Source organism: Futiania mangrovi, from assembly GCF_024158125.1.
Lineage (GTDB): Bacteria > Pseudomonadota > Alphaproteobacteria > Futianiales > Futianiaceae > Futiania > Futiania mangrovi.
Map to the genome: position 1 here is coordinate 232,751 of NZ_JAMZFT010000001.1, position 21,882 is coordinate 254,632.

The 21,882-nt window shown below is 68.8% G+C and carries 19 protein-coding genes; 13 read left to right on the forward strand and 6 right to left on the reverse strand.

Annotation, left to right across the window (positions count from 1 at the left end; translation table 11 throughout):
* Position 1: 1 nt before the first annotated feature.
* The 5 genes from rodA (at position 2) to NJQ99_RS01120 (ending at position 5,599) form a co-directional block, all read left to right on the forward strand.
* Complete coding sequence (rodA, locus tag NJQ99_RS01100; protein ID WP_269330959.1) at positions 2-1,141, forward strand: rod shape-determining protein RodA; 1,140 nt, start codon at positions 2-4, stop codon at positions 1,139-1,141.
* 136 nt (positions 1,142-1,277) lie between these two features.
* Positions 1,278-2,108, forward strand: coding sequence for a 5-bromo-4-chloroindolyl phosphate hydrolysis family protein (locus NJQ99_RS01105; RefSeq protein WP_269330960.1), 831 nt, complete (start codon positions 1,278-1,280; stop codon positions 2,106-2,108).
* 66 nt (positions 2,109-2,174) lie between these two features.
* On the forward strand, positions 2,175-3,305 hold the full coding sequence (locus NJQ99_RS01110; RefSeq protein WP_269330961.1) for a toxic anion resistance protein: 1,131 nt from the start codon (positions 2,175-2,177) through the stop codon (positions 3,303-3,305).
* Positions 3,306-3,339: 34 nt separating this feature from the next.
* Entirely contained in the window at positions 3,340-4,473 is a 1,134-nt protein-coding gene (locus tag NJQ99_RS01115; protein WP_269330962.1) for an SPFH domain-containing protein, read from the forward strand.
* Positions 4,474-4,486: 13 nt separating this feature from the next.
* A complete protein-coding gene (locus tag NJQ99_RS01120; RefSeq protein WP_269330963.1) occupies positions 4,487-5,599 on the forward strand; it encodes a primosomal protein N' (replication factor Y) - superfamily II helicase in 1,113 nt (370 codons plus the stop codon).
* Here the strand turns inward: NJQ99_RS01120 and NJQ99_RS01125 are convergent.
* Positions 5,596-5,823, reverse strand: a complete 228-nt coding sequence (locus NJQ99_RS01125) for a sulfurtransferase TusA family protein (protein ID WP_269330964.1) — start codon at positions 5,821-5,823, stop codon at positions 5,596-5,598. The genes NJQ99_RS01120 and NJQ99_RS01125 overlap by 4 nt on opposite strands.
* A 184-nt stretch (positions 5,824-6,007) precedes the next feature.
* Between NJQ99_RS01125 and NJQ99_RS01130 the strand changes: the two genes are divergently transcribed.
* From NJQ99_RS01130 to NJQ99_RS01160, 7 genes are all read left to right on the forward strand, one after another.
* A complete protein-coding gene (locus NJQ99_RS01130) occupies positions 6,008-7,717 on the forward strand; it encodes an NAD(P)H-dependent oxidoreductase subunit E (protein ID WP_269332053.1) in 1,710 nt (569 codons plus the stop codon).
* Positions 7,714-10,491, forward strand: a complete 2,778-nt coding sequence (fdhF, locus tag NJQ99_RS01135) for a formate dehydrogenase subunit alpha (RefSeq protein WP_269330965.1) — start codon at positions 7,714-7,716, stop codon at positions 10,489-10,491. The genes NJQ99_RS01130 and fdhF overlap by 4 nt, the downstream gene beginning before the upstream one ends.
* 64 nt (positions 10,492-10,555) lie before the next feature.
* Complete coding sequence (gene fdhD, locus NJQ99_RS01140; RefSeq protein WP_269330966.1) at positions 10,556-11,434, forward strand: formate dehydrogenase accessory sulfurtransferase FdhD; 879 nt, start codon at positions 10,556-10,558, stop codon at positions 11,432-11,434.
* On the forward strand, positions 11,424-12,062 hold the full coding sequence (gene mobA, locus NJQ99_RS01145; protein ID WP_269330967.1) for a molybdenum cofactor guanylyltransferase MobA: 639 nt from the start codon (positions 11,424-11,426) through the stop codon (positions 12,060-12,062). The genes fdhD and mobA overlap by 11 nt, the downstream gene beginning before the upstream one ends.
* Before the next feature lie 34 nt (positions 12,063-12,096).
* Entirely contained in the window at positions 12,097-12,618 is a 522-nt protein-coding gene (mobB, locus tag NJQ99_RS01150) for a molybdopterin-guanine dinucleotide biosynthesis protein B (RefSeq protein WP_269330968.1), read from the forward strand.
* Positions 12,615-13,901: a molybdopterin molybdotransferase MoeA gene (locus NJQ99_RS01155; RefSeq protein WP_269330969.1), complete on the forward strand. Its 1,287-nt coding sequence runs from the start codon at positions 12,615-12,617 to the stop codon at positions 13,899-13,901. The genes mobB and NJQ99_RS01155 overlap by 4 nt, the downstream gene beginning before the upstream one ends.
* A 47-nt stretch (positions 13,902-13,948) precedes the next feature.
* A complete protein-coding gene (locus NJQ99_RS01160) occupies positions 13,949-15,097 on the forward strand; it encodes an MFS transporter (protein WP_269330970.1) in 1,149 nt (382 codons plus the stop codon).
* 10 nt (positions 15,098-15,107) lie between these two features.
* On the opposite strand, the gene dgcA is transcribed toward NJQ99_RS01160, so the two are convergent.
* The 5 genes from dgcA to NJQ99_RS01185 form a co-directional block, all read right to left on the reverse strand.
* A complete protein-coding gene (dgcA, locus tag NJQ99_RS01165; protein WP_269330971.1) occupies positions 15,108-16,103 on the reverse strand; it encodes an N-acetyl-D-Glu racemase DgcA in 996 nt (331 codons plus the stop codon).
* Positions 16,100-17,107, reverse strand: coding sequence for an N-acetyltransferase DgcN (gene dgcN, locus NJQ99_RS01170; protein ID WP_269330972.1), 1,008 nt, complete (start codon positions 17,105-17,107; stop codon positions 16,100-16,102). Before dgcN ends, dgcA begins: the two co-directional genes overlap by 4 nt.
* Before the next feature lie 21 nt (positions 17,108-17,128).
* Positions 17,129-18,511: a TRAP transporter large permease gene (locus NJQ99_RS01175; protein WP_269330973.1), complete on the reverse strand. Its 1,383-nt coding sequence runs from the start codon at positions 18,509-18,511 to the stop codon at positions 17,129-17,131.
* Positions 18,512-18,542: 31 nt separating this feature from the next.
* Entirely contained in the window at positions 18,543-19,157 is a 615-nt protein-coding gene (locus NJQ99_RS01180; RefSeq protein WP_269330974.1) for a TRAP transporter small permease subunit, read from the reverse strand.
* A 125-nt stretch (positions 19,158-19,282) separates the two neighbouring features.
* A complete protein-coding gene (locus NJQ99_RS01185; RefSeq protein WP_269330975.1) occupies positions 19,283-20,341 on the reverse strand; it encodes a TRAP transporter substrate-binding protein in 1,059 nt (352 codons plus the stop codon).
* Between the two features lie 420 nt (positions 20,342-20,761).
* Here NJQ99_RS01185 and NJQ99_RS01190 point away from each other — a divergent pair, with 420 nt between their 5' ends.
* Positions 20,762-21,874, forward strand: a complete 1,113-nt coding sequence (locus tag NJQ99_RS01190) for an ABC transporter permease (protein ID WP_269330976.1) — start codon at positions 20,762-20,764, stop codon at positions 21,872-21,874.
* The last annotated feature ends 8 nt before the right edge of the window (positions 21,875-21,882 follow it).

Consider the following 21,882-nt stretch of genomic DNA (forward strand, 5'->3'; position numbering starts at 1 on the left):
GATGGCGCTCACCCGCGTTCAGGACGACCGGACGATTGGCGCCCGCCTGCTGGAGGTGAACTGGGGCCTGCTGCTGCTGTTGTGCACCGCCGCCGCCATCGGCACGGCGATGCTGTTTTCGGCGGCGGACGGCAGCTTCTCTCCCTGGGCCGGGCGGCACATCCTGCGTTTCTCGGTGTTCCTGGGCCTGGCGGTCGCGATTGCCGTCATCGACATCCGCTTCTGGATGAAGCTTGCGTATCCGGCCTATCTCGTGGCGCTGGTCCTGCTGATCGGTGTGGAGGTCGCGGGCGTGCGCGGCAAGGGTGCCGAGCGCTGGATAGACCTCGGCGTGCTTCAGCTTCAGCCGTCCGAGATCATGAAGATCGCGCTCGTGATGGCGCTTGCGCGCTATTATCACGGGGTACCCTACGACCGCATCCGCAGCCCGCTGACGCTCGTTGTCCCGGCGCTGATGGTGCTCGCGCCCGTGGCGCTGGTGCTGCGCCAGCCCGATCTCGGCACAGCGCTGCTGCTGGTGTTCGAAGGGACGGCGCTGGTGCTGGCGGCGGGCGCAAGCATCTGGCTTTTCGTTGCTGCCGGTGCAGCCGCGGCGGGCTTCGCACCGATCGCCTGGAGCTACCTGAAGGACTATCAGAAGGACCGGATCCTCACCTTCCTCGATCCCGAGCGCGACCCGATGGGGGCGGGCTATCACATCATCCAGTCGAAGATCGCCTTCGGGTCCGGCGGCGTCTGGGGCCGCGGCTACATGCAGGGGCCGCAGAGCCAGCTCGACTTCCTGCCCGAGAAGCAGACCGACTTCGTCTTCACGATGATCGCGGAGGAACTGGGCATGGTCGGGGGCTTGTGCGTGCTCGCCCTCTATCTGCTGATCGTCGCCTATGCAATCGCGATCGCGCTTCAGGTGCGGCACGTCTTCGGCCGGCTGCTGGCGCTTGGCGTCAGCGTCGTGATGTTCCTCTACGTCTCGATCAACACGGCGATGGTCATGGGGTTGATCCCGGTGGTCGGGGTGCCGCTGCCGCTTATATCCTACGGCGGAACGTCTATGCTCACCGTGATGACGGGTTTCGGTTTGCTCATGAGTGCCTATGTCTGGCGCAACGTCGAGATTCCGAGGTATCAATCTCGCCTGTGAGGCGAACCGGGAGGGACCTTTTCGTGACGGCCGGATGGATGCGCGCGCTGGGGTTTCTTCTGCTGTTCGGGACGACCGGGCTGTTCTGCCTGCGCGCCATCGGCTCCGCGGGATTCTGAACGGGGACAGCGGGGCCATGCCTGAACTCTACACCGGCGACAGGGCGCGCACGCTGGCCAGCAACGCGGTCTGGCTGCACCTGCTGCCCTTGCCCCTGATCTTCGCGGCGCTGGGATCGCTTGCCGGCGGGCGGCTGGGTGAGCTTGCGCTGGAGGTGTGCGGTTTCGTGGGCCTGATGGCGGGCGCGATCCTCGTGCGCCAGGGGCTCGTGCGGGAGCGCGACTACAACCGGCGAACCGTCGCCCGCGCCCCGCGCCTTCCGCGCAAGCTGCTGGGAGCCGCCCTCTACGGCGTGTCCACCGGGGCGGTCGTCCTGGCGACGGGCATGGGCCTGAGCGTGGCCGCGGTGGCGGCATCGGGCGCGGCGCTGGGCGTCGCGTTCGTCTATGGCCTCGATCCGCGCCGAGACAAGGCGGTGCAGGGTGCAGGCGGCGTCACCACGGCGGAGGTCGAGGAGACGGTCAGGACCGCGCTGGCCAAGATCGCGGGCATCGACGCCGCGGCCCGGCAGATCGGCAACATGGAGTTGCGTGCCCGCCTCGGCCGGATCGCGTCGCGTGCCCGGGACATCGTGGGCGTGCTCGAGAGCGACCCGAAGGACATCCGCCGCGCGCGCAAGTTCCTGCATGTCTACCTGGACGGCGCGCGCGATGTCGCCGCCAAGTACGCCGCCACCCATGCGCGTGTCGAGAGCGGGGAACTGGAGGAGAATTTCCGCCGTGTGCTCGAAGGCATGGAAAAGACGTTCGAGGCGCAGCATATGCGGCTTCTGGCTGACGACGTGAACGACCTCGACGTCGACCTCGAGGTGTTGCGGCTGAGGCTCAAGGAGGAAGGCGTCGTCTGACGGGCGGGCCGTCGGGGGGCGGGTAAATGGATCGCGCCTTGTGCGCTGGTAGAGGAGGCTGGGTAGATGGCTGACCGGATCGAAACCGCCGAGACGGAGTTGCGCGACGCGCTGGCTCCGCTGTCCGAGATCAAGGCCGAGATCGTCCCTGCCGAGGCGACGCCGGAAGAGAACGCGCGCATCGCCCAGATCGCCGCGGCCATCGACCTGAGCAACTCCAACGCCATCGTGACCTTCGGGGCAGAGGCGCAGGAGAAGCTGACCGACATCTCCGACCAGATGCTGGGCGACGTGCGGAACAAGGACACCGGGCCCGCGGGCGACGCGATCCGCCGCGTTGTCACCGCGATGCGCGGCTTCGACGTCGAAGGGCTGAAGAACAAGCAGGGCTGGCTTGCCCGGCTGTTCCGCCTCGCCGACCCGCTGGTCCAGTTCGCCCAGAAGTTCGAAGGCGTGCAGAAGCAGATCGATACGATCACGATCGAGCTGGAAGGCCACAAGACCAAGCTGATGAAGGATGTGGTCGCGCTCGACCGGCTCTACGACGCGACGCGCGACTATTACCACGAGCTTGCGCTCTACATTGCGGCGGGCGAGCAGCGGCTGGCCACCCTCGACAAGGAGGAGCTGCCGGCGCTGGAGGCGGCGGCGAAAGCCTCGGGAGAGATGCTGGACGCGCAGAAGGTGCGCGACCTGCGCGCCGCGCGCGACGACCTGGAGCGGCGCGTCCACGACCTGAAGCTGACCCGCCAGGTCACGATGCAGTCCATGCCGTCGATCCGCCTCGTGCAGGAGAACGACAAGGGCCTCATCACCAAGATCAACTCGACCATCGCCAACACGGTCCCGCTGTGGAAGCAGCAGATCGCGCAGGCCCTGACCATCCAGCGCTCGCGCCAGGCGGCGGCGAGCGTGAAGCAGGCGACGGACCTGACGAACGAGCTTCTGACCGCGACGTCGGAGACACTGGGGATCGCCAACCGCGAGGTGCGCACGCAGCTTGAGCGCGGCATCGTCGACATCGAGACGCTGAAGAAGGCGAACGACGCGCTGATCGGCACCATCAACGACGCGCTCAACATCGCCGACGAGGGGCGCAAGAAGCGGGCCGAGGCCGAGACGCAGTTGAAGGTCATGGAAGAGGAACTGAAGCGCACGCTCGCCGCCGCGAAGGCGCGCACGGGAACGGGCAGCTGAGCGGCGCGGCAGCGTACCGGACGGGAGGAACGACATGAGCCTTTGGGACCGCCTGATGGGCGAGTTCATCGACGTCATCGACTGGGTCGATTCGTCGAACGACACGATGGTCTGGCGGTTCGAGCGGCACGGCAACGAGATCAAGTACGGCGCAAAGCTGACCGTACGGGAGGGGCAGACGGCGGTCTTCGTGAACGAGGGCAGGCTAGCCGACGTTTTCCCGCCGGGCATGTATTTGCTCGAGACCAAGAACCTGCCGATCCTCTCGACCATCCTGCACTGGGACCACGGCTTCCAGAGCCCGTTCAAGGCCGAGGTCTATTTCGTCAGCACGCGGCGGTTCACGGACCTCAAGTGGGGCACCAAGAACCCGATCATGTTGCGCGATGCAGAGTTCGGGCCGGTGCGGCTCCGGGCCTTCGGCACCTACGAGGTGCGCGTCGCCGACCCGACCCGCTTCCTGCGGGAGATCGTCGGCACCGACGGCCACTTCACGACGGACGAACTGACCGACCAGCTGCGCAACCTGATCGTGTCGCGCTTCGCGACCGTGCTGGGGGCCTCGGGCATTCCGGCGCTCGACCTCGCCGCGAACTACCAGACGCTCGGCCGCTATGTGACGGACAAGATCGCGGGCGATTTCCTCGCCTATGGCATCGAGCTGACCAATCTGCTCGTGGAGAACGTGTCGCTGCCGCCGGAGGTGGAGGCGGCGCTGGACCGGCGCACCAGCATGGGGGTGGTGGGCGATCTCGACCGCTACACGCGCTTCCAGTCGGCGGAGGCGCTGAGAACCGCGGCGGCCAATCCGGGCGGTGCGGCGGGTGCGGGCGTCGGCATCGGCGCGGGCGTCGCCATGGGCCAGACGATGGGCGCCGCCCTCGGCGGGGCCGCGCCCTGGGGTGCGCGGTCTGCGCCGCAGCAGCCCGCCGCAACGCCGCCGCCACCGCCGCCGCCGCCCGCGGGGCCGGTTTTCTGGATCGCCGCGAAAGGGGAGCGGCAGGGCCCCTTCGACATGGGCACGCTCAAGGGACTGGCGCGCGAGGGCAAGCTCACGCCCGACACGCTGGTCTGGACCGACGGCATGGAGGGCTGGGAGAAGGCCAGCGCCGCGCCCTCGCTGAGCGTCCTGTTCGGCGCCATGCCGCCGCCCTTGCCGGGGGCGTGACGCGGGAGGCCGCATGACCGACGCGGCGGAGGAGGGCAGGCGCTTCCCCTGCGCCATGTGCGGGGCGAAGCTCGCCTATGCGCCCGGCACCGAGGTGCTCGCCTGCGCCTATTGCGGGCACGAGAACCGGATCGCGGCACGGGGAAGCGTCGAGGAACTGGACTATCTCGCGGGCCTGCGCGACCTCGCCGCGACCGTCCCGACGGAGGAGCGGCGAACCGTCAAGTGCGACGCCTGCGCGGCGAGCTTCGAGTTCGATCCGAAGCTGCACGCAAGCGCTTGTCCCTTTTGCGGCAGTCCGATCGTCGTCGCGCCGACGCTCACCCGCGTGTTCCAGCCGCAGGGCGTGCTGCCGTTCCAGATCGCGGAGCGCGATGCGCGCGCCGCGCTCAAGACATGGCTCGGCTCGCGCTGGTTCGCGCCCAATTCCCTGGCGACTGCAGCCGAACAAAACGGTTCGCTGTCCGGGCTCTACGTGCCGTTCTGGACCTATGACTCGCAGACGGCAACGGCTTATACCGGGCAGCGGGGCGATGCCTATTGGGTAACGCAAACCGTCACGGTGAACGTCAACGGCAAACCCCAGCGCCAGACCCGGCGCGTGCGCAAGATCCGCTGGACACCGGTCAGCGGCCGCGTGGCGCGCGCCTTCGACGACGTTCTGGTGGTGGCGAGCCACAGCCTGCCGCGCCGATATGTCGAGGCGCTGGCGCCCTGGCCGCTCGGCGCGGTGAAGCCCTATGACGCGGCGTGGCTCGCGGGCTACCGGGCGGAAACCTACCAGGTCGCGCTCGACGACGGGTTCGAGGACGCGCGCCACCAGATGGACGCGGTGATCCGCGGCGACATCCGGCGCGACATCGGCGGCGACGCCCAGCGCATCGGCCACGTCGACACGCGCCATGCGAACGTGACCTTCAAGCAGGTCCTCTTGCCCGTGTGGATGGCCGCCTACCGTCACGGCGGCAAGAGCTATCGTTTCATGGTCAATGCCGCGACCGGCGAGGTGCAGGGGGAGCGTCCCTATTCCTGGGTGAAGATCGCGCTCGCCGCGGCAGCCGCGCTGGTCGCGGCGGGCATCCTCGCCATGGTCTATGCCGGGGGCGGGTTCGAGGGGCTGAACTAGCCCTTCACGCAGCGCAGGACGAAGACGAGCGTGTCGCCCTCCTCGCGCTGCTCGACCAGTTCATGTCCGCTGGTGTCGCAATAGTGCGGGAAGTCGATGCGCGCGGCCGGGTCGGTGGCGAGCACGGTCAGCAGCGCGCCGGGCGCAAGGCTGCCCATCCTCTTGCGCGCCTTCAGAACCGGAAGCGGGCATTGCAGCCCGCGCACGTCGAGCGTTTCGGTCATCTTCCGTCCTTGAGCCTCGCCTGCAAGCTGGCATGCTGTCCGTCTATGCCACGGGCGGCGCAGACGCGAAAAGAGGGCGCGTGCGCACCGCGACATGTCGCTCGTGCGATGGCCGGGACGGACGGCTTGTGCGTGTTATCTTCATGGCCAACGCACCGGCGGAAAATACTTGGAACGCATGACGATGGCAGATGGCGGCGGCGAGATGGAGAGACCCCCGATCCCCGGCGGGCGGGGTGGGCGCAAGGCGCGGCCCACGCCCAGGGGGCGGCAGGCCGATCCGGCGGCGCTGGAAGAGGTTCGGGCGTTGCTCGGCGACCGGCCCCGCGGGCGGGACCTGCTGATCGAGCATCTGCACCTGATCCAGGACGCGCGCGGGCACATTTCGGCGGCACACCTGAGGGCGCTCGCCGCTGAGCTGCGCTTGTCGCAGGCCGAGGTCTATGAGGTCGCGACCTTCTACGCCCATTTCGACTTGGTGAAGGAAGGGGCGATGCCGCCGCCTGCGACCACAATCCGGGTTTGCGACTCGCTCACCTGCGCGCTGAAGGGGGCCGAGGCTCTGAGGGGCGCGCTGGAGGCCGGTACGGACCCGGCGGAGGTGCGCGTCGTGCGTGCGCCCTGCATGGGGCGGTGCGCCGTGGCCCCGGTCGCGGAGGTCGGCCACGCTCACGTGGACCATGCGACGCCTGAGGCGGTGCTGGAGGTGGTTGCGTCGGGTGTGCGGAGCCCGGAGATCCCGGACTACGCGGGCCTCGACGACTATCGCGCGGGCGGCGGCTACGGGCTGCTCGCCCGCGTGCGGTCGGGCGCGGTGGCGGTGGAGGACCTGATCGCGACGCTGTCGGACGCGGGGCTGAGGGGCCTCGGCGGCGCGGGTTTCCCGGCGGGGCGGAAATGGCAGATCGTGCGGGGCTTCGACGGCCCGCGCCTGATGACGGTCAACGGAGACGAGGGAGAGCCCGGCACCTTCAAGGACCGCTACTGGCTGGAGCGCGATCCGCATCGTTTCCTCGAGGGCATGCTGATCGCCGCCCACGCCGTCGCGGCCGAGCGGGTCTATATCTACATGCGCGACGAATATCCCGCCGTGCTGGCGATCCTGGCGCGCGAGATCGCCGCGCTGGAGGCCGCGGGACTGACAGCGCCGGGGTTCGTCGAGGTGCGGCGCGGTGCGGGCGCCTACATCTGCGGCGAGGAGAGCGCGATGCTCGAATCGATCGAGGGCAAGCGCGGGCTGCCGCGCCACAAGCCGCCCTATATCGCCGAGGTGGGGCTCTTCGGGCGACCCACGCTCAACCACAATGTCGAGACGCTGTTCTGGATCCGCGACATCGTGGAGAAGGGGGCCAACTGGTTCGCGGGCCAGGGCATGAACGGGTCGAAGGGCTTCCGCTCCTGGTCGGTGTCGGGGCGGGTGCGGGAACCGGGCGTGATCGTCGCACCCGCGGGCGTGACGGTGCGCGACCTGATCGCGCGCGCGGGCGGCATGGAGGAGGGGCACGTCTTCAAGGCCTATCTTCCAGGCGGAGCGTCCGGCGGCATCCTTCCGGCGGCGATGGACGACGTGGCGCTCGACTTCGGCGGGCGGCTGGCGGAGCTTGGCTGCTTCGTCGGCTCGCACGCGGTGGTCATCCTGTCGGACAAGGACGACATGCGAGAAGTTGCCATCAACCTGTTGAAATTCTTCGAAGATGAAAGCTGCGGGCAATGCACGCCCTGCCGCGTGGGCTGCGAGAAGGCGGTCAGGCTGATGGAGCGTGAGCGCTGGGACGCAGGCCTGCTGGAGGAGTTGTGTGCGGCGATGGCCGACGCCTCCATCTGCGGGCTGGGGCAGGCGGCGCCGAACCCGATCCGGTCCGTCCTGCGCTTCTTCCGGGAGGAGGTGGCATGAGCGGCGATACGGTTCGTTTCACGCTCGACGGCCGTGAAGTCGAGGCCCGGCCCGGCGAGACCATCTGGCAGGTGGCCGCGCGGGAGGGCACGACGATCCCGCACCTGTGCTGGCGGCCCGCACCCGGCTACCGCGCCGACGGCAATTGCCGCGCCTGCATGGTCGAGGTGGAGGGGGAGCGGGTGCTCGCCGCCTCCTGCCTGCGCCAGCCCGCCGACGGCATGGTGGTGAAGACGCAAAGCGACCGCGCGGTGAAGGCGCGCGCCATGGTCATGGAGCTTCTGGTGGCCGACCAGCCGCCGCAGGAGGTGGCGCACGACACGGAGGCGAGCTTCTGGCGCTGGGCGGATGCTCAGGGGATCGCCACCTCCCGCTTTCCGCGCGCCTGGGACGAGGAGAGCGCGCCTGCGCCCGACACCTCGCACCCGGCGATGGCGGTCAATCTCGACGCCTGCATCCAGTGCAATCTGTGCGTCCGCGCCTGCCGCGAGGTGCAGGTGAACGACGTCATCGGCATGGCCTATCGCGGGCCGGACGCGCTTATCGTCTTCGATTTCGGCGACCCGATGGGGCAGTCGACCTGCGTGGCGTGCGGGGAGTGCGTGGCCGTCTGTCCGACAGGCGCGTTGATGCCTGCCTCCATCGTCGACATGGCGACCCAGACCGGCGGCCGCGTGGCGGATGCGGAGGTGGCGAGCGTCTGCCCCTATTGCGGGGTCGGCTGCCAGATCAGCTACAAGCTGCGCGACGGAAAGATTGCGTGGGTCGAGGGGCGCGACGGCCCCGCGAACGAAAACCGGCTGTGCGTTAAGGGCCGCTTCGGCTTCGACTATGTCAGCAGCCCGGAGCGGCTGAGCGTGCCGCTGATCCGCAAGGAAGGCGCGCCCAGGGGCCTCAACGTCGATCCGGCCAACCCCTGGACGCACTTCCGCCCGGCAAGCTGGGAGGAGGCGCTGGACGCCGCCGCGGACGGGCTTGCGGCGCTTCGGGACGCCCACGGCGGGCGGGCGGTCGCGGGCTTCGGCTCGGCCAAGTGCTCGAACGAGGAAGCCTATCTCTTCCAGAAGCTGATCCGCACGGGCTTCGGGCACAACAATGTCGACCATTGCACGCGGCTCTGCCACGCATCCTCGGTCGCGGCCCTCATGGAGGGGATCGGATCGGGCGCGGTGACGGCCACGTTCAACGAGTGCCTGAAATCCGACGTGATCGTCGTGATTGGGGCAAATCCGACGGAAAATCATCCGGTTGCCGCCACATACTTCAAGCAGTCTGTGAAGAATGGCGCGAAGCTGATCGTCATGGATCCGCGCGGCATGGGGCTGAAGCGCTTCGCCACGCACATGCTGCAGTTCCGGCCCGGCACCGACGTCGCCATGCTCAACGCGATCATGCATGCGATCGTGGAGGAGGGGCTCTACGATACCCAGTACCTGCAGGCACACACCGACGGGTTCGAGGCGCTGAAGGCGCATCTCGCCGACTATGCGCCGGAGAAGATGGCGGAAGTCTGCGGCATCGACGCGGCAACGCTGCGAGAGGTGGCGCGCCTCTATGGCACGGCAGAGCGGGCAATGATCTTCTGGGGCATGGGCGTCTCGCAGCACACGCACGGGACGGACAATGCGCGCTGCCTGATCTCGCTGGCGCTGATGTGCGGCCAGTCGGGCCGGCCGGGGACGGGCCTGCACCCCTTGCGCGGGCAGAACAATGTGCAGGGCGCCTCCGACGCGGGCCTGATCCCGATGGTGCTGCCGGACTACGCCAAGGTCTCGCTGGCCGAGGCGCGGGAGAAGTTCGGCGCGCTGTGGGGGGCGGAGATCGACCCGCAGCCGGGCCTGACGGTCGTCGAGATCATCGACGCCATCGCGCGCGGCGACATCCGTGGCATGTACGTCATGGGCGAGAACCCGGCCATGTCGGACCCGGATGCCGCCCACGCGCGAGAGGCACTGGCGGGGCTCACGCATCTCGTGGTGCAGGACATCTTCCTGACCGAGACGGCGATGATGGCGGACGTGGTGCTGCCCGCGACGGCGTGGCCGGAGAAGGACGGCACCGTCACCAACACCAACCGGCAGGTCCAGATGGGCCGCAAGGCGGTCGCTGCACCGGGCGGGGCGAAGCCCGACTGGTGGATCACGGTGGAGATCGCGCGCAGGCTGGGCCTCGATTGGGACTACACGCACCCGCGCGAGGTGTTTGCGGAGATGGCCCGCGGCATGGCCTCGCTCGACAACATCACGTGGGAGCGGCTGGAGCGGGACGGGGCGGTCACCTATCCCTCGCTCTCGCCCGAGGATCCCGGGCAGGCGGTCGTTTTCTCCGACCGGTTCCCGACGGTGGACGGGCGCGCGCGCCTCGTGCCCGCTACGGGGGTCTCGCCGGCGGAAAGTCCGGATGCCGAGTATCCGATGGTGCTGACCACGGGCCGGCAACTCGAACACTGGCACACAGGCGCGATGACGCGGCGGGCGGGCGTGCTCGACGCGCTGGAGCCAGCGCCCACGGCCTCGCTCCATCCCTTCGCGCTGCGGAGGATGGGCATCGCAGCGGGCGACATGGTGCGGGTGACGACGCGCCGCGGCGCGATCACGCTGCAGGCGCGCGCCGACGAGGCGCTGCAACACGACATGGTGTTCATCCCCTTCGCCTATGTGGAGGCGGCGGCGAACATCCTGACCAACCCGCAGCTCGATCCCGACGGCAAGATCCCGGAGTTCAAGTACGCCGCCGCGCGAGTGGAGAAGGCGGAGGCCGAGGCCGCGGAATAGGCGGGGGGACTCAGCTCGCCCTGCGCCTTGTCGCGCGGGAGGGGCCGACCCATACTCACCCCCCATGGACGAGTTTCACATCCGCCCCGATCCGCACGACCCGCGCCTGACGCAGGCTGTCGAAGGCCTCGACCAGGACAGCAAGCCCGTCGCCTCGCGCGTGGTGATGGAGCGCCCGCTGACGATCTTCCTGAACCGGCAGGAGGTGGTGACGTCGATGACCATCGGCGACCATCCGGAGATGCTGGCGGTCGGCTTCCTGCTGAACCAGAACATGCTGCGCGCCGACGACGAGATCGTCGCCATCGACCATGACGAGGACCTCGACATCGTGGTCGTTCGCACAGCACGTGAAACGAATTACGAGGAAAAGCTCAAGAAGAAGATCAGGACCAGCGGGTGTGCGCAAGGCACGGTCTTCGGCGACATTATGGAGACGTTCGGGCAGGCGAAGCTCGCGCCGGATGCGCGCGTGCGCACGTCCTGGCTCTATGCGCTGTCGAAGAAGATCAACACGAGCCCGAGCCTCTATCTCGAGGCGGGCGCGATCCACGGCTGCGTGCTCTGCCAGGAGGACCGGCCGCTGGTCTACATGGAGGACGTCGGCCGCCACAACGCCGTCGACAAGATCGCGGGCTACATGCACATGAACAAGGTGCCCGCGGCGGACAAGATCTTCTACACGACGGGACGCCTGACCTCGGAGATGGTCATCAAGACGGTGCAGATGGGGATCCCCGTACTCGTCTCCCGGTCCGGCTTCACGGCGTGGGGTGTGGAACTGGCGCGGCAGGCGAACCTGACGCTCATCGGGCGGATGAAGGGCAAGCGGTTCCTTGCGCTCTCCGGCCTCGACCGGATCGTGTTCGACGCCGACCTCGGCCGCGTCGAGGACGAGGACCGCCGCCACGCCCGCAAGGCGAGCCACGCCGATGCCGATTGAGCCTGCCCGCGACGTCGTCGGCGTGCTGCTGGCGGGTGGCCTTGCGCGCCGCATGGGTGGGGGCGACAAGCCGCTGAAGGAGATCGGCGGCAAGAGCATTCTCGAGCATGTGATCGGCCGGGCCCGGCCACAGGTCCGTGCGCTGGTCTTGAACGCGAACGGACCGGCGGAGCGGTTCGCGCACTTCGGCTTGCCGGTCGCGGCGGACGTGGTGGAGGGGTTCGCGGGGCCGCTCGCGGGCATTCTCACGGGGCTCGAATGGGCCGGAGCCAACGTGCCCGAGGCGACCCACGTCGCAAGTTTCGCGACCGACACGCCCTTCCTGCCGCACGACCTGGTGGCGCGGATGGCGGCCGAGATGGAGCGGGCGGGTGCGCGGCTTGCCTGCGCTGCGAGCGGCGGGCGCACGCACCCGGTCTTCGGGCTCTGGCCGGTCGATCTCGCCGACGACCTCGCCCGCGCGATGCGGGAGGAGGAGGTACGGAAGGTCGACCTCTTCACCGCGCGCTATCCGCTGGCCGAGGTTGCCTTCGCTTCCGAACCGGTCGATCCCTTCTTCAACGCCAATCGTCCCGACGACCTGACGGAGGCCGAACGGCTTCTCGACCGGATCGCCGTCGCGGACTAGGGTTGCGGCCAAACGGGATGAAGAGGCGGCAGACATGCGGATTTTCGGAATCACGGGCTGGAAGAACAACGGCAAGACCACGCTCGTCGAGCGGCTGGTGACGGAGATCGTCGGCCGCGGCTTCACCGTCTCCACCATCAAGCACGCCCACCACGCCTTCGACGTCGACCAGGAGGGCAAGGACAGCTGGCGGCACCGGCAGGCGGGGGCGAAGGAGGTGCTGGTGGCATCGGCCGCGCGCTGGGCGCTGATGCACGAGGTGCGGGACGGGGAGGACGAACCGGCGCTCGCGGACCTGCTGGAGCGGCTCGCGCCCGTGGACCTCGTGATCGTCGAGGGCTACAAGCGCGACACGCACGACAAGCTGGAGGTGCACCTCGTCGAGACCGGCGGGCCCGGCGGGCGCGAACTGATCGCGCGCAACGATCCGACGATCCGCTTCGTCGCCTCGAATGGCGACGTGGAGGACGTGGACGTGCCTGTGCTCGACATCGACGACGTGCCGACCATTGCCGACGCGATCCTCGCGCACGTCGGCCTGCCGGAGCGGAAATGACCGGCAAGGCAGACACGCCCGGACCCCGCCTCGCCGACGATTGCTTCGCCGGGCCGCAGAAGCTGCTGCGCGCAGAGGAAGCGCTGGCCGCGATCCTCGGCGCTGCGGTGACGGTTGCGGAGCGTGAGGAGGTGCCGGTGGAGGAGGCGGGCGGGCGCGTGCTCGCCGAGGAGATTGCCGCGCCGCAGGACGTGCCCGCCTTCGACAATGCCGCGGTCGACGGCTACGCGTTCGCCCATGCAAGTCTCGCCCATCCGGGGCCGACGCGGCTGGCCATTGCTGGACGCGCGGCAGCGGGGCATCCGTTCGAAGGTGCCGTCCGGCTGGGCGAGGCGGTACAGATCCTGACGGGCGCGATGGTGCCCGAAGGGGCCGACACCATCGTCATGCAGGAGGATGTGGAGACCGCGGACGGTCACGTCATCGTCCCGGCGGGCGCGAAGCCTGGGGCGAACCGGCGCCGCAAGGGCGAGGACGTGAAGGCGGGCAGCGTGATCCTCGGCCCCGGCCACCGGATGCGGCCGCAGGACGTGGGCGCGGCGGTCTCGCTGGGGCGCGGCCGGCTGAAGGTGCGCCGGCGGCTGCGCGTCGCGATCTTCTCCACCGGCGACGAGATCGTGCCGCCCGGCGCGGATCTGCCGCCGGGCCAGGTTTACGACGCGAACCGGCCGATCCTGCGCGCGCTGCTCGCCCCGCTCGGCGTCGGCCTGATCGACCTCGGCGTGCTGCGCGACGAGCGCGGCCGCGTGCAGGCGGCGCTGGAGGATGCGGCGGCGCGCGCGGACCTGATCCTGACCACGGGCGGCGCATCGAAGGGTGCCGAGGATCACGTCATGGCCTCGGTCGAGGCGATCGGCAGGCTCCACGCCTGGCAGCTTGCGATCAAGCCGGGACGTCCGCTCGGCATGGGCCAGATCGGCGACACCGTGTTCGTGGGACTTCCGGGCAATCCGGTCGCGGCCATCGTCTGCTTCCTGATGTTCGTGCAGCCCCTGATGGCGCGGCTGCAGGGGGAGACGTGGCGGCCACCCTTGCGCGTGCGCGTGCCCGCCCGCTTCGAGATGAAGAAGAAGCCCGGCCGGCGCGAATATCTGCGCGGGATCGGCGTGCGGGAGGCGGACGGCACGCTGACCGGCGTCGCCAAGTTCCCGCGCGACGGGTCGGGTATCCTCACCTCGCTGCGGGAGGCCGACGGCCTGATCGAGGTGGCGGAGGAGACGACGCGGATCGCCGAGGGCGACCTCGTCACCTTCCTGCCCTTCCACGCGCCGGGCCTGATGTGAGCGCACCGCCTGCGTCCGGCCCGCGTGGTCCGCGCCTTCCCCCCGCGGTGGGCGTATCGCTGCTCTATGCGGCGGTTTTCGGACACGTGGGGGCGTTCCTGCCGTTCTTTCCGGTCTGGTTGGAGGGGCGCGGGCTCACCCCCGGTGACATCGGCCTGTTTCTTGGCCTCGTAGGCCTCACCCGCATCGTCGCGGGGCCGGGCGTGGCGCTGCTGATCGACCGCAGCGGCTCGCTGATCCGCTCCTACGGTCTGATCTCGGTCATCGGCACGCTGGTGCTGCTCTGCTTCGTGCCGGCTGTGCCGCCGCTGGTGCTGCTGGCGATGGCGCCGCTGCTGGCGGCCTTCCTGCCGACGCTCATCCCGCTCAACGAGACCATCGCGTTGCGCACCGCCGCCGACACGGGCGCGAGCTATGGCGTGATGCGGGCAGTGGGGTCGGCCGCCTTCATCCTCGCGGCCATAGGCTGCGGCTGGACGGTCGGCACGATGGGATCGGAGGCCGTGATCTGGTGGATGGTAATCACGGCGGCGCTGGCCGCTGCGGGCAGCCTGATCGCGACGGAGCCCCGCCCGCAGCCGCGGGGCGAGGGGGAGGCAGAGCCGAAGCGCGCGCGCCTGTCGGACGCGGGCCGGCTGCTGCGGTCGCGGCCGTTCCTGATGCTCGCGATGGGGGGTGGCCTGATCCAGGCCGGGCACGCGGTCTATTACGCCTTCTCCGCGCTGCACTGGCGCAGGCTCGGCTATGACGAGACCACCATCGGTCTGCTGTGGGGCGTGGGCGTCGTGGCGGAGGTGCTGCTGTTTGCGTTCGCGGGCCGGGTGGGGCGCTGGTTCGGGCCGCTGGCGCTGGTGCTCATCGGCGGGCTGGGGGCGAGCGTGCGCTGGCTGGGGCTCGCCTTCGACCCGCCGCTCTGGGCGCTGTTCGTGCTGCAGACGGGGCACGCGCTGAGCTTCGGGGCGATGCACCTCGGCGCGGTGCAGTTCCTGCACGGGGCGCTCAGCCCGCGCCTCGGCGTCACGGGGCAGACGCTCTACAACACCATTTCCGGGGGGATCCTGCTTGCAGGCGCGACGGCGGGGATGGGCCTCGTCTTCGACCGGCTGGGCGCGCTCTCCTACCTGGCGATGGCGGCGATGACGCTCGCCGGAACGCTCGTCACCTGGCGGCTCATGCGGACGTGGCGGCCTGCGTGAGGACGATCGGCTAGCCCCAGAGCGCGCGCTCGGGCGGGTGGACGGTCGATCCTTCGAAACGCAGGCCCGGCACCCGGTCGCGGGCGAGCAGCAAGGGCCCGTCGAGGTCCACGACAGCGGCCCCCTGCGCCACCAGCATCGCCGGCGCCATGGCGAGCGAGGTGGCGACCATGCAGCCGACCATGAGGCCGAGGCCGTGGGTGCGCGCGGCTTCCGACAGCGCCAGCGCCTCGGTCAGGCCGCCGGTCTTGTCCAGCTTGAGGTTGACCATGTCGTAGCGTCCGGCAAGCTCCGCGACGTTCGCGCTCGTATGGCAGGATTCGTCGGCGCAGATCGGCACCCTATGGGCGAAGCCCGCGAGGGCTGCATCCTCGGCAGCGGGAAGCGGCTGCTCGATCATTTCCACGCCAAGATCGGCGAGCGGCAGGTCGAGGCGGGCGAGCGTGTCGATGTCCCAGCCCTCGTTCGCGTCGATCACGAGGCGCGCGTTCGGCGCGCCCTCGCGCACGGCGCGGATGCGGTCGAGGTCTTCCGCGCCCGCGCCCAGCTTGACCTTGAGCAGCGGACGCGAGGCGGCCTTGCGCGCGGCCTCCCGCATGGCGTCAGGCGTGTCGATGCCGAGCGTGTAGCAGGTCGTCACGGGGGCAGGGGGCTGGTCGAGACCGGCGAGCTGCCAAGCGGGCTTGCCCGCCTCCTTCGCCTCGAGATCCCAGAGCGCGCAGTCGAGCGCGTTGCGTGCCGCGCCCGCCGGCAGCAGGCGGGCGAGGTCGTCCCGTGTCAGGCCGGCCTCGACCGCCGCCTGCACCTTCTCGATCTGCGCGATCGTGCCTGCCACCGTCTCGCCATAGCGGGCGTAGGGCACGCACTCCCCATGGCCCGAGACGTCGCCGCGGCTCAGCGTGACGACGACGGTCTCCGCGCTCGTCTTCGCGCCGCGCGAGATGCGGAACGCCGAGGCGAGCGGCCAGCTTTCCGCCGCGACCGCAAGGACGGTGCGCGCGCTCATGGCACGCAGGCGAGCAGACGGTCGACGATGGGGCCCACGCCGTGGCGGATCGGGTCCGTTGCGGGCAGACCGTGCTCCCGCTCCAGTCCCTTGAGGTAGCGGGCAACCTCACCTTCCGGGAGTTGCGAGGTGTTGACGGCGATGCCCACGCACTGGATCGCCGGATTGGTCAGGCGGCCGAGGTGCAGGATCGTGTCGATGGTCGACCGAATCGAGGGCAGGGGGTAGTCCGTGCCGCGCATCTTGGTGCGCGTCGGCTCGTGGCAGAGAACGACCGCGTCAGGCTGCGCGCCATGCAGCAGGCCAAGCGTCACGCCCGCGAAGGAGGGGTGCCAGATGGAGCCCTGCCCCTCGACGAGGTCCCAGTGGTCGTCGTCGTTGGAGGGCGACAGCCACTCCGCGGCGCCGGAGATGAAGTCGGCAATGACCGCGTCCACGGACGTGCCGCGCCGCGAGATCAGCACGCCGGTCTGGCCGGTCGCGCGGAAATCGGCCTTGAGCCCGCGCTCCCGCATCTCCCGCTCCAGCGCCAGCGCGGTGTACTTCTTGCCGACGTTGCAGTCGGTGCCGACGGTCAGAACGCGCTTTCCGGTGCGGTGTGCGCCCTTGCCGGTCGTGAACTCCTCCGCCGGTGTGCGGAGATTGTGGAGCGCACGGCCATGCTTCTCGGCAGCCGCGTTGACCTCCGGGATGGATTGCAGGCGGCGGTGCAGGCCGCTCGCCACGTCGAGGCCCGCCTCGAGCGCGGTGACGATCGTCTCGACCCAGGAATGCGGCAGGACACCACCCGAATTGACCACGCCGATCACGAGGGTTTTCGCCCCCTTCGCCACGGCCTCGCCGATGGTCAGGTCGGGAACGCCCGCGTCGGCCTTGCAGCCGGGCAGGCGAAGCTGGCCCACGCACCACTCCGGCCGCCAGTCCACGACGCCAAGAGCGGTCTTGGCCGCAGGCTGGTCCGGCGCGTCACCCAGAAACAGCAGGTAGGGGGTCTTGATCTCCACGGTTCGAGCATCCCGTTCTTGTCATTCCAGAAGCTTGCCAGGCAACCACAGCGCCAGCTCAGGAAACAGCACTACCAGACCGAGACCGGTCAATTGAAGCAGAACGAACGGAATGATGCCCTTGTAGATGTGCTGGATCGTCACGCCCGCCGGCGCCACGCCCTTCATGTAGAAGAGCGCAAACCCGAACGGTGGCGTCAGGAACGAGGTCTGCAGGTTCACCGAGACGAGAATGGTGAACCAGATCACCCCCGCATTGGCGATGGCGGCGTACTCGCCCACGTGACCGCCGAAGTCGAGCTTGCCCACGATCGGGCCGAACACGGGCAGCACGATGAGCGTGATCTCGATCCAGTCGAAGAAGAAGCCCAGGAAGAAGATCATCGCCATCAGGACGAACAGGATGCCCCAGGGGCCGACGCCCCACTCGGCGATGAATTCGTCGATGAGCGCCTCGCCGCCCAGCCAGCGGAACATGAGCGAGAAACAGGTCGCGCCGACGAAGATGCCGAACAGCATGGCGGTGGTGAGCGCCGAGCGGTCGCACACGTCCTTCAGCGTGCCCCAGTCGAGCTTGCGGTTCCAGATCGCCAGAACGGTTGCGCCGATGGCGCCGACGCCCGCAGCCTCGGTCGGAGTTGCGAAGCCGGCGAAGATCGAGCCGAGCACAACCACGATCAGCAGGATCGGCGGCAGGAAGCTCTTGAGGATCATCGCCCAGAACTCTCCCCGGTCCGACGGCCCGATGTCGTCCGGCAGCGGCGGCGCAAGCTCCGGCTTGATGTGGCAGACAGCGAAGATGTAGATGCAGTAGAGCGAGGACAGCAGCAGGCCCGGAATGATCGCGGCTATGAAGACCGTGCCGACCGGGATGGACAGCAGGTCCGACATGATCACCAGCATGATCGACGGCGGAATCAGGATGCCGAGCGTGCCCGAGGCCGCGATCGTGCCGGTCGCAAGCGACTTGTTGTAGCCGCGCTCCAGCATCACGGGCAGGGCGAGCAGCGTCATCATCACCACGCTCGCGCCGATGATGCCCGTGGTCGCGGCCATGATCGTGCCCATCAGCGTGACGGAGAGCGCAAGGCCGCCCGGCACGCGGCGTGTCAGCACCTGCAGGCAGTAGAGCAGGTCGCGGGCGACACCGGATTTCTCCAGCATCGTGCCCATGTAGATGAACATCGGGATTGCGACGAGGACCGGCGCCTCCATCGTGCCGCCGAAGATCCGGCTCGGCACGACCATGAGGCGGGCGACGTTGAACACACCCAGCCAGTCCCCGATGAAGGCGAACCCCAGGCCGATCCCGCCGAGCACGAAGGCGACCGGGTAGCCGGAGAACAGCAGGATCCCCAGTGAGAGGAACATCAGGATCGGCAGCGACTCGACGAGCATTTCCATTGCGGTCTTTTCCCTTCAGGCGCGCCGACGGTCAGTCTGCGACCGGTCTGTTCGGATCGTCGGCATGGTGCACGCCGACGTGGGAACGCGCCCGTGCCCGCAGATCCTCGGACCCGAACAGGTAGACGAGCGAACGCAGGGCGACCGCGAGCCCCGCAAGGCCCAGCAGCAGGAAGCCCAGCGGCAGGGCGCCCTTGACGATCCAGCGGTGCGAGAGGCCGACGCCGCTCGCCGAGGACTCCCCGGAGAGGAAGGCGCGTTCGGCGAAGGTGTAGCCGTAGTCGGTCACCAGGATGCAGTAGGGAATGAGAAAGATCAGGCAGCCGATCAGCTCGATCCAGGCGCGGGTGCGCGGGTGCATCTGGTCGCGAACCAGTTCGATGCGGACGTGGGCATCCTTGAGATAGGCATAGGCGAGGCAGAGCAGGAACAGCACGGCGTGAATGTGCCACTCCATCTCCTGCATCTTCGTCGAGCTGAAGTAGAAGACGCTGGAGGTGAAATCGTGGTCGTATTCCAGGATCTTCCGCTGGGTGACGTCGTAGAAGATCACGATCATCAGCGGGATGAACAGGAACGACGCAACGCGTCCGATCGCTTGCAGAAACGCTTCCAGCGCCTCGCTGACACGCATCAGGAAAGGCATGGGCCGCACCCTTTTCCGGAGGGAAGGCTGCCGGCGAGGGTCGCCCCCGCCAGCATTTCTTCCGTGCAGAACAGTGCGCGGGACCGGTCAGGCCGGCCCCGCGCCGTCATGCACTGAGCCGGGCGTCAGTCGAGATCGCCCGCACGCAGGTAGCCGCGGTCGCCCCAGGACCTGTAGTTCGCGCGGAACTCCGACAGCGAAGCCCAGACCTTCGCGAAGGTCTCGTTCTTCGTCTGCTCGGCGATCACCTCGTCCCACGCAGCCTTCAGGGCCTTGAGGATCTCGGGCGACCAGCGATGGATGGTCACGCCCTTCGACTCGATCTCCTTCAGCGCGGAGAACTGGATCGCCTCGCCCTCCGCGAAGCCATAGGCGACGTTCGCGTCGCAAACCGTCTGGAAGATCGCCTTCTGCTGGTCGCTGAGGCCTTCCCACTCGTCCTTGTTCATCATCAGGTCGAACAGGGTGGTCTGCTGGTGCCAGCCCGGCAGGTAGTAGTGCTTCGCGACCTGGTAGAAGCCGAGGTTGAGGTCAATGGCCGGCATCGAGAACTCGGTCGCATCGATCGTGCCGAGCTCAAGCGCCGGGAAGATGTCGCCGCCCGCCAGAAGCTGGGTCGACACACCCATCTTGTTCATCACCTGCGCGCCGAGGCCGAAGAAGCGCATCTTCAGGCCCTTCAGATCGTCGACCGTATTGATTTCCTTGCGGAACCAGCCCGAGGCTTCCGGCGCGATCAGGCCGCAGATCAGCGACTTGATGCCGTGCTTGGCATAGACCTCGTCCATGAGTTGCTGGCCGCCGCCGAACTTCATCCAGGCGAGGTATTCGCCTGCCGACGGCCCGAACGGAACGGCCGCGAAGAGCGCCAGCGCCGGCTCCTTGCCGATCCAGTAGCCCGGCGTCGACCAGGCGGCCTGCACGGCGCCGGAGGCGACCGCGTCGAAGGCCTCGAGGGCCGGCACGATGGCGCCCGGCTCCTGGAACTTCACGTTGATCTGTCCGCCCGAGACGGTCTTGAGCTGCTCCTGGATCCGGACGCCGAGCGAGCCGAGCTGCTTCAGCGAGCTGGGATAGGTGCTCTGCATGTCCCAGTTGATGGACTGGGCCGACGCGGCCCCCGTCGCAAGTCCGGCGGCAAGAACCGTCGCGCCGGCAAGCCGCGCAATGCTGGAAAGGGTCATTCAATTTCCTCCCTGTGCAGATTGCACCGGCGCGATGCGCACGCCGGTGCCGATCGGATTACTGCCAGCCCCTTCCGCCACGATGGCGAAAGCTCCCCGGGCCGTGCGGCGGTCATCCGCAGGCATGCAGGACATGCAACCGTGATGGCCTTGGATATTGATTGACTTGTCAGCCCCGCGTGTCCTGCCGACACGGTACACGCAGCTTGAGCGAACGCCAAGAGCCGCGCGATAAGGCTTTTGGCCAATGCGCGGGAAGCCTTGCCCGCCGCTCTCCGGCTTGGCACCTTGACATCCGCCTGCCGGACGGGCGCCCCCCCTGGGGGCAGGAGTGTTCGCAGGCCTTGGGGGAGGGGCAGCTGTGTCCATTGCAGGGATCGAATGCCGGCGGACGGGCTGGCAGCGCGGGCAGGGCGGTACATGACATCGCCGGCCCCGCCGCGCGCGACCGGGGACGGGCAGGGACGATTTGCGCTCTCCGGCGACTGGGTCATGGCGACGCTCGCGGACGCGGAACGCGCGCTGAAGGCGGTTCATGCGGCGCGCGACCGGGGACCTGTCACCCTCGACCTCTCGGCTGCCGGGCGGCTCGACACCGGGGGGGCCTACCTGCTGCACCGGCTCGAGTCGGAGCGCGGGATCACCCTTGCGGGAGTGCCGGAGGCCAGCCGGCGGCTGCTCGACCTCGTGGCAGCGCCCCCCCTCGGCGAGGGACGCGCGGGCGGGCCCGGAGGCATTGTGCGCCTCCTCACGCTTCTGGGCGTGCGCGTCGCCCATGGCGTGGCTGACGCACGCAACATCGTCGCCTTCTTCGGCCTGACGCTCGCACGGCTTGGGCGCGTCCTCGTGATGCCGCGTCGGTTCAGGCTCACCTCGCTCGTCTATCACATGCAGGAAACCGGCCTTGCGGCCGTGCCCATCGTGAGCCTGATCTCCTTCCTGATCGGCGTGGTGATCGCGTACATGGGCTCGGTGCAGCTGCGGGCCTTCGGCGCGGAAGTCTTCGTCGTCAACCTGATCGCCGTCGCCATGCTGCGCGAGCTTGGCATCCTTCTCACCGCCATCGTGATCGCGGGCCGGTCGGGCAGCGCCTTCACGGCGGCGATCGGGTCCATGAAGGTGCGCGAGGAGATCGACGCGATGCGGGTGATCGGTCTCGACCCGGTGGACGTGCTGGTCCTGCCGCGCGTGCTGGCCCTCGTCTTCATGCTGCCGGTCCTGGGCGTGATCGCGGACGTGGTCGGCCTGATCGGCGGCGGACTGATGTCCTGGATCTCGCTGGGCATCTCGCCGGGCATGTTCGTGACCCGGCTGCACGAGACGACGGACGTCTGGCACTATGCCGTGGGCCTCATCAAGGCACCGTTCTTCGCCATGATCATCGGGATCGTGGGCTGCTACCAGGGCTTCCAGGTGTCGGGCAGCGCGGAATCGGTGGGCCGGCTCACCACGCAGTCGGTGGTGCGTGCGATCTTCCTCGTGATCGTGGCCGACGCGCTGTTCGCGATCCTGTTCGTGGAGCTCGACATATGAACGGCGCG

What these genes read in the sequence shown, in the direction of transcription:
- dgcA (WP_269330971.1), bottom strand. Translation starts at nt 16,103, where the DNA reads ATGAGCGCGCGCACCGTCCTTGCGGTCGCGGCGGAAAGCTGGCCGCTC.
- fdhF (WP_269330965.1), top strand. Translation starts at nt 7,714, where the DNA reads ATGAGCGGCGATACGGTTCGTTTCACGCTCGACGGCCGTGAAGTCGAG.
- NJQ99_RS01130 (WP_269332053.1), top strand. Translation starts at nt 6,008, where the DNA reads ATGGCAGATGGCGGCGGCGAGATGGAGAGACCCCCGATCCCCGGCGGG.
- rodA (WP_269330959.1), top strand. Translation starts at nt 2, where the DNA reads ATGGCGCTCACCCGCGTTCAGGACGACCGGACGATTGGCGCCCGCCTG.
- NJQ99_RS01180 (WP_269330974.1), bottom strand. Translation starts at nt 19,157, where the DNA reads ATGCCTTTCCTGATGCGTGTCAGCGAGGCGCTGGAAGCGTTTCTGCAA.
- NJQ99_RS01105 (WP_269330960.1), top strand. Translation starts at nt 1,278, where the DNA reads ATGCCTGAACTCTACACCGGCGACAGGGCGCGCACGCTGGCCAGCAAC.
- NJQ99_RS01155 (WP_269330969.1), top strand. Translation starts at nt 12,615, where the DNA reads ATGACCGGCAAGGCAGACACGCCCGGACCCCGCCTCGCCGACGATTGC.
- NJQ99_RS01175 (WP_269330973.1), bottom strand. Translation starts at nt 18,511, where the DNA reads ATGGAAATGCTCGTCGAGTCGCTGCCGATCCTGATGTTCCTCTCACTG.
- NJQ99_RS01190 (WP_269330976.1), top strand. Translation starts at nt 20,762, where the DNA reads ATGACATCGCCGGCCCCGCCGCGCGCGACCGGGGACGGGCAGGGACGA.
- fdhD (WP_269330966.1), top strand. Translation starts at nt 10,556, where the DNA reads ATGGACGAGTTTCACATCCGCCCCGATCCGCACGACCCGCGCCTGACG.
- NJQ99_RS01125 (WP_269330964.1), bottom strand. Translation starts at nt 5,823, where the DNA reads ATGACCGAAACGCTCGACGTGCGCGGGCTGCAATGCCCGCTTCCGGTT.
- mobB (WP_269330968.1), top strand. Translation starts at nt 12,097, where the DNA reads ATGCGGATTTTCGGAATCACGGGCTGGAAGAACAACGGCAAGACCACG.
- mobA (WP_269330967.1), top strand. Translation starts at nt 11,424, where the DNA reads ATGCCGATTGAGCCTGCCCGCGACGTCGTCGGCGTGCTGCTGGCGGGT.
- NJQ99_RS01185 (WP_269330975.1), bottom strand. Translation starts at nt 20,341, where the DNA reads ATGACCCTTTCCAGCATTGCGCGGCTTGCCGGCGCGACGGTTCTTGCC.
- NJQ99_RS01120 (WP_269330963.1), top strand. Translation starts at nt 4,487, where the DNA reads ATGACCGACGCGGCGGAGGAGGGCAGGCGCTTCCCCTGCGCCATGTGC.
- NJQ99_RS01115 (WP_269330962.1), top strand. Translation starts at nt 3,340, where the DNA reads ATGAGCCTTTGGGACCGCCTGATGGGCGAGTTCATCGACGTCATCGAC.
- NJQ99_RS01110 (WP_269330961.1), top strand. Translation starts at nt 2,175, where the DNA reads ATGGCTGACCGGATCGAAACCGCCGAGACGGAGTTGCGCGACGCGCTG.